The organism is Candidatus Jordarchaeum sp. (genome assembly GCF_052745115.1).
This window is the reverse complement of record NZ_JBRAKS010000203.1, coordinates 1-7164: the sequence shown is the minus strand read 5'-3', so window position 1 is coordinate 7164 and position 7164 is coordinate 1. Positions and strand designations below refer to the sequence as shown.

Here is a 7164-nt window from a genome sequence, read left to right as displayed (position 1 = left end):
CTTGGACCCCCATAGACGGGTGGTCCTGGAGGTCTACCTCAAGTCTAGAAACGGGCTGGTGGCGGCGAGCTTCATGAAGAAACTCATGGAAAAGTACGGTCGAGAAGTACGGTTTCTAACCGAGGGGGGAAAATGGTACCCCTGGGCGGCCCGAAGCGTGGGAGCCCGACAGATGCGGGTAAAAGGCGGTGTACGCAGCTACGTGGAGCGCTGGTTCCGCATCGTCAAAGACAGCCTGCGGGTGTTCAGCTGCGCCTTCCCCCGGAGCAACCAAGGACTGGAGAACGCCCGCACCTTCCTCCGCTTCTACGCCTACTACTACAACCACGTAAGACCCCACCAATCCCTGAACCAAAATACCCCCATCCCCTTACGAAAAGGCACCTGCATCCAAAAACTACAAAAGGCACTCGAGGTGAAAAAAACCTTAAGTTGACAATATCTATTTGATTAATTGGTTTGTTTAAAAATAAGAATTGAATGTAGACTTTTTTAAATTTTTTTGTAAATTAAAATTAAATTTCCATATTGGAAGAGTTTAAGTGGGCGGAACCGGATTTGAACCGGCGACCTCCTGGACCCGAACCAGGAATCATACCAAAATTTCCACTCTTCTGGGATGAAGAATTCTAGACCATCCGCCCATTTTTAATAGGAAAAACTCTGTTTGAGTTAAGTTACTTCCATAAGATAAAATTTTTGTTTGGGATTTCAAATTTTCAACTCTTTTTTTTCGTTAATAGCCGAAATATTTATGTGTATTTCCTCTATGAAACTTGAATATGAGCCTTTCCAAAAGTAATGCCGAGAGATTAGCTCGGAGGGTGGCAGGTGAAATTTCTCTCTCAGATGATCCAGGCAAGATGATGCGCAAGTGGCGAGAACTATTTCACGTGCCTCAGATTATTTTGGCTGAATATTTGGATGTTTCTCCTTCCGTTATTAGTGATTACGAGGGGAGTCGGAGGAAGTCTCCTGGAACTAAGACTATAAGACGCTTTGTTGAGGGATTGCTTGCTATTGATGAAAAGAATGGGGGTCAAATAACTGCTGCTTTTAGCCGGTTGATGAGTGTGGAGATTCCTACGGATATTATTTTGGATGTACGCGAATTTACGACACCTGTAATTACTCGGCAGTTTTGTGCTACCATCCGAGCAGAATGTGTTGTGGGGGAAGAATTTCTGGATAGGAACTTATTAGGATATATAGTTATTGATAGTATTAGCGCATTTAGAGAGCTTTCAGGTGATGCTTTTCTCAAATTATATGATTCGACTAGTGAAAGGGGAGTAATTTTTACCAATGCTAGTACTGGGCGTTCTCCTCTAATTACAATAAAGGTTAACACTTTTAAACCGAGCTTAATAGTCTTGCACGGGCTTACAGAGCCGGATCCTCTAGCGGTTGAATTAGCAAAGAAGGAGGGTATTCCTTTAGCAATCTCTAAAATAGAGTCTGTGGAAGATCTAATTAAAGAGTTGAGACAGTTTACTCCATAATTAAAATAATTATCAAAAATTATTCCCTGATATAAATTTATTTTTATAAAGTAGCTTAGATCACTATAGATGATTAGTATAGATGATTGGTAACTATTTTAAAGGCTTGGTAGTTTTGATAGATTATTTAGGAAAAATTGCTAAGCTGTGTTGAAATAAATTTAGATTTTGCAGTTTCCCAAGGTGGTTTCATATTGAATAGTGTTAAAACTAACGAAAAATGGGTTATGAAACCCTTACGCAAAGTTGGCATTATAGGCTGGGGTGCATATATACCCCGTTACCGAATTAAGATCCAAGAGCTAGGTGATATATGGGGAGAAAGTAAAGAACGGGTTGAATTAAATTTAGGTATCTCAGAAAAATCTGTTGCTGGGCCCGATGAGGATACAACAACTATAGCTACAGAAGCTGTGAAGAACGCCCTTTCTCGTGCACAAATAAATCCAAGAGATTTGAGGGCCATTTTTGTTGGCACAGAGTCACCGACTTATGCGGTGAAGCCCGCAGGTACTATTATTGCGGAGGCGTTAAATGCTACACCGAACATCTTAGCCTCTGATTTGGAATTCGCGTGTAAAGCTGGTACTGAAGCTTTGCAATGCTGTATGGGGCTAGTTTCATCGGGGATGATTAGGTATGGGGTTGCTGTGGGAGCAGATGTAGCTCAAAGTAGGCCTGGTGATGATTTAGAATTCTCCGCTGCTGCAGGTGGTGCTGCATTAATTATTGGAACTAAGAATACCCCTAAATCGGTTGCAACTATTGAAGCTTCTTATTCTTACTGTACCGATACCCCTGATTTTTGGAGACGCCCCACCGAGATATACCCTAGCCATGGAGAAGCATTTACGGGTGAGCCTGGATATTTTAGTCACACGGTAAATTGTGCCCGTATTTTGATGAATGAATTAGATTTAAAAAGTTCTGATTTGACCTATGTTGTCCTTCATCAACCCAACGGTAAATTCCCATTGAGGGCGGCTAATATTTTGGGTTTTTCTAAAAAACAAATTGAGCCTGGGTTATTAGTTGGTGAAATAGGTAATACTTATTCAGCTTCAGCAATGTTAGGGCTGACCGCGATTTTAGAAATAGCAAAGCCAAATGACAAAATACTGATGGTTTCCTATGGTAGTGGAGCTGGGTCGGATGCTTTTTATATTATAGTTGAGGAAGGTGTTGAGGAAAAAAGAGAACTTGCTCCTAAAATTAGCGAATATATTTCACGCAAAAAGTATATAGAGTATATCACCTACCTCAGATGGCGTAAACTTATAAAAGGGATATAAAAAATACAAAATGATATTTTAAAAAAATAACTTGAAAAATAGATTATTATCCCTTAATTTAAAATTGATAATAGTTATGAAAATTTTGCATTAAGGTTTGCGGAAGATTCTAATATAACATTTGTACGTATTTATAAACACAAATCTAACTGCATAAAATAAAATCAAATTATTAGAATAAATGAACGGAAATCCATTCATTTATGGTAATTTGTCCTTTTGTAGATTAGTTAAGTATAAGAATTCGTAAATCTAGTATTTCAGAATAATTGCCTAAGTAAAGCTAAATATCTGCTAAAAAAATATAAATTAACGTTTGCTGCCGAGTGTTCTATAAAATTGGAGGCTTTCAATTGAGACGCGTAGCGATTTGTGGACTATCAATGTGTAAAGTAGGAAATCATTATAACAAATCACTCCGAGAATTGTTTGCTGAAGCCACTTTGGATGCTTTAGAGAGTGCAGGAAATCCTTGTATAGATGCTATGTACATAGGAAATATGTCTGCCAGTGAACAGACTTACCAGAAGAATATCGCCTCTCTCCTATCTAATTCTATAGGCTTAAATTCTAAACCATCTATACTTCTAGAGTGTGCTGATGGTTCTGGTGGGGCAGCCCTTTATGAAGGATACAAAGCCGTTTCCTCTGGGTTGCACGATATAGTTCTCGTGGGGGGAGTTGAAAAAATGTCTGAAGCCACCCGCGGGGAAAATAGGAAAATCGGCTCCATGATAATCGAACAAGAATGTGAAGCGTTTCATGGCTTATCACTTGATGGGCAATTTGCACTAATTATGCGTTACTATATGCATCACTATAACGTAAGTAAAAGACATTTTGCCCTTTTTGCAGTTCAGATGCATAAACATGCAGCTGGTAACCGCTATGCTCATTTACCTTATGAAATATCTGTAGAAGATGCTTTAAACATGCAAACCATTGCTGATCCAGTAACTCTGTTTGATACAGCGCCTACAGGAGATGGAGCAGCAGCAGTTATACTTTGCCCCTTGGAAAAAGCTCGAGAATTCACAGAAAATCCCGTAGAGATAGCCGGAGCAGGGCAAGCAAGTGATACTTTGGCACTTTATGATAGAAAAAACATACTTACTTTTAGGGCAACAGTTGAAGCCTCCAAAATTGCGTTAGAAAGTTCAAAGTTAAAAATTTCGGATATTAATTTTTTTGAGGTTCATGATTCTTATACTATTTCTGGATTTCTTGCTTTAGAAGATTTAGGAATTATTGAGAGGGGAAAAGTAGGCCATGCTGTTGAAGAGGGATTGATTGATTTAAATGGGCCGTTACCAACTAATTTGAGTGGGGGTCTTAAGGCGAGGGGCCATCCCATGGGTGCTACTGGGGTTTATCAAGCAGTAGAATCTGCGCTCCAACTTCAAGGGCAGGCCGGAAAAAATCAGATAGACCCTGCAGAAGTGGCCTTAATACATAATGCTGCGGGTATAGGTTCAATTGTAACAGTGCACGTGCTTAAAAGAGTTTAAAAGATATAGGGGTAAAAAAATGAGATTACCTAAAGTATGGAGGGAAATACCTCAAAAATACAGATTGGAAGGAGCTATTTGTAGGAATTGTAATTTTTCTTTTATTTCACCTAGAACCGTTTGTCCTAGCTGTGGAAGTAGAGAATTAAGTTCACAAATTTTTCCACAAAGAGGCAAAGTTATATCTTATACTAATATTTGGAAGCCCCCCTATGATTTTGAAACTTACGCACCATATCCTGTAGCTCTAATTGAATTGTTGAACGGAATAAAAATAATTAGTCAGTTAACAGATTGCGACACTGATGAAATATTTATTGGAATGCCTGTAGAGGCTGTGCTTCGTAAGTTAAAAGAAGAGGGAGAAGATGGTGTGGTTTATTATGCAATCAAATTTCGGCCTCTAATTAGGAAAGAGAATTTTTAACTGTTATTTAAAAAAATTTTTTTAATATTTTAGTTTGGAAATATATATGAAAATAATTGAGACGTAAAATACTATGGGGGTTAACGTTGTCTGGAGAGCCCGAAGATTGGGAGTTGACTTCAGCGGTTTTGTCTGCATTATCTAGTGAAACTCGTATACAAATATTAAAAATTCTTAGTGTGAGAAGTCCTCTTTCCTTTACAAAAATTATGCAGCTATTAGAAATGGATACAAAGAAAGAAGCAGGGAAATTTGCTTACCATCTTGGGGAATTAGCCAAAAAAGCCCGATTGGTCAATGTTGATGAAGATAATAACTATACATTGACAGGTTTAGGAGAAAAGGCGGTTGAATTTATTAGGATGTTAGAAGAGTTTAGCCGACAAGAAAAAGGAGAACTTTACGTTAGAACATCAAGATTGGCAATAGAAAGATTCGATAGAAAAAAAATTGCAAACTCATTAGTAAGAGAAGCCAGAGTCCCCAAACAACTTGCAGAAAACATTGCTACTGAAGCCGAAGAGCGGTTGCTCAAATCTAGAATCGGGTATTTAACCGCTCCCTTAATTCGTGAATTTGTTAATGCAATATTATTAGAAAAGAGATTAGAGGAGTATCGACATGCACTAACCCGCTTAGGGCTTCCTGTTTATGATGTTACCACTATAATAAAAAGCCCTGAAAATGAGTTTTCAAATTCTGAGAAAATTCATAAACTTGCAGGAGATGCTGTTTTAGAACAGTATTTGCTTTTAAAGATTTTACCCAGAGAAATAGCTGATGCTCACCTTTCTGGGGTAATACATATTCCCGACGCCAGCTACTGGATACTACGACCGAATAACATTCAACACGACATTTACAGTTTGCTATCCTTAGAATTGAGGCCTAAAGGAGGGGTATTCACACCACTAAATAGAATAATAAATGCAGAAACTATAATTTCGCAATTATCAAAGTTTATAGAATTTTTTCAAACCGATTTAAGTGGTGAACAATCTATCGACAATTTTAACATTTTTCTAGCGCCCTTTCTCAAAGGTATGTCCTATAATGAAATAAAGAGTGTTGCTCATTATTTTGTTAGTGAATTATGCTGTAACATGAATCATTCAATTAGCGTTAATTTGGAGCTTATAACCCCCAAACATTTAAAATCCAAGCCGGCAATAGGCCCAAAGGGTAAAACTATAGGCAAATACGAAGATTTTGAGGAAGAAGCTCAAATATTCATTAACGCTCTAATAGATATTGTAATGGAAGAAGAGAACTTAACGGGTAAGCCATTTCTTACCTGCAATATGGTTTTTAAATTAAGACCTAACGTTTGGGAGAATGCCTCTGTTCTGCCGATCATTGATAAGATTTTTGAATTATCTGCTAGCTGGGGGAACCCTTTTTTTATAAACTCTTCACCAAAATGGCAGAATGATAATATTAATTATACAGGAGCTTTAGAACGTTTAGGCACAGACTGGAGTAAAGACTGGGAGCTTGATACGCAAAGAACTGGGAATTTGGGCACAGTGATTGTTAATCTGCCTAGAATCGCTTATGAGTCAAACAATGATGACGAACTTTTTTTTGAGCTGCTTCGCGAAAGACTGGATATGGCCTCAACTATACTTGAAATAAAATCACAAGCAATAAGAGAACGAATGTTTAACGACAAAACACTTCCTGCCCTAACTTCTAATCTGGATGGTGAAGTATATTACAGAGTAGATAATTCGACGCTTTCATTAAGTTTTGTTGGATTGGATGAAGCTGTTAAAAAACATATAGGTACACCAATAGATAACACCGAGGCTTCTTTAAAATTTCCACTCAGAATTTTAAAGTATTTTAATGAGTATGCTAGTGAGTTGAAAACGAACACCGGGTTAAGATGGGTGGTGGTTCAACCTAAAAGTGGCTCTTACGTAAATAGATTGGCAAAATTAGATGTCGAAAAATTTGGAAAGAAAAATGTTAGTGTGAGTGGTATTGGCAATAATGTCTATTATTCAACGAGCAATATACGAGTTTCAGCACCTCTGATTTTAGATGAAAGAATAAAAATAGAAAGTATGTTTCATCCCCTTCTCTTAGGCGGGCATCTGATGAATATCTCACTCGAAGAAAAAATATCTTATGATAATTTAATAGAAATAAGTGAGAAAATTTGTAAAGATACACAAGTAGGTAACTTTACATTTACAAGAGATATAACTTATTGTTTTCACTGTGCAAAATCATTCAACGGTATACAAAACAAATGTACAAAATGCGGGTCATCTATGAATAATATAGCAAGGTATAGTCGAAACATTGGACACTACTTTAACTTACCTTTTAAATATAATTGGGAGGTACAAGAAATTAGCGATAAACATCACTATTTTTAAAAAACCTACATAAGCTTCGCTTTTTAGACAAATTATAAAAAACCTTTT

6 protein-coding genes and 1 tRNA gene are annotated in these 7164 nt (G+C 37.4%); 6 read left to right on the top strand and 1 reads right to left on the bottom strand.

The window, feature by feature from the left end; all coding sequences use genetic code 11:
- The coding region (locus tag ACUVXA_RS13620) for an integrase core domain-containing protein (RefSeq protein WP_445871822.1) at positions 1-436 on the top strand (436 nt) is incomplete at its 5' end.
- Positions 437-543: 107 nt separating this feature from the next.
- Here the strand turns inward: ACUVXA_RS13620 and ACUVXA_RS13615 are convergent.
- Positions 544-644: transfer RNA gene (locus tag ACUVXA_RS13615), tRNA-Pro, on the bottom strand.
- A 180-nt stretch (positions 645-824) separates the two neighbouring features.
- Between ACUVXA_RS13615 and ACUVXA_RS13610 the strand changes: the two genes are divergently transcribed.
- The 5 genes from ACUVXA_RS13610 to nrdD all read left to right on the top strand — a co-directional run bounded on the left by ACUVXA_RS13610 (position 825) and on the right by nrdD (position 7116).
- Positions 825-1502 (top strand): transcriptional regulator, encoded by a 678-nt coding sequence (locus tag ACUVXA_RS13610; protein WP_445871821.1) that lies wholly within the window; start codon positions 825-827, stop codon positions 1500-1502.
- A 227-nt stretch (positions 1503-1729) separates the two neighbouring features.
- The gene (locus ACUVXA_RS13605) at positions 1730-2794 is read left to right on the top strand and encodes a hydroxymethylglutaryl-CoA synthase (protein ID WP_445871823.1); all 1065 of its coding nucleotides are present in this window, start codon (positions 1730-1732) and stop codon (positions 2792-2794) included.
- A 353-nt stretch (positions 2795-3147) separates the two neighbouring features.
- Complete coding sequence (locus tag ACUVXA_RS13600) at positions 3148-4302, top strand: thiolase domain-containing protein (protein ID WP_445871820.1); 1155 nt, start codon at positions 3148-3150, stop codon at positions 4300-4302.
- 19 nt (positions 4303-4321) lie between these two features.
- Positions 4322-4729: a Zn-ribbon domain-containing OB-fold protein gene (locus tag ACUVXA_RS13595; RefSeq protein ID WP_445871819.1), complete on the top strand. Its 408-nt coding sequence runs from the start codon at positions 4322-4324 to the stop codon at positions 4727-4729.
- Between the two features lie 113 nt (positions 4730-4842).
- A complete protein-coding gene (nrdD, locus tag ACUVXA_RS13590; protein WP_445871818.1) occupies positions 4843-7116 on the top strand; it encodes an anaerobic ribonucleoside-triphosphate reductase in 2274 nt (757 codons plus the stop codon).
- The last annotated feature ends 48 nt before the right edge of the window (positions 7117-7164 follow it).

Bases quoted from the DNA above. Each gene is read 5' to 3' on its own strand.
- ACUVXA_RS13605 (WP_445871823.1), top strand. From the start codon at position 1,730: ATGAAACCCTTACGCAAAGTTGGCATTATAGGCTGGGGTGCATATATA.
- ACUVXA_RS13595 (WP_445871819.1), top strand. From the start codon at position 4,322: ATGAGATTACCTAAAGTATGGAGGGAAATACCTCAAAAATACAGATTG.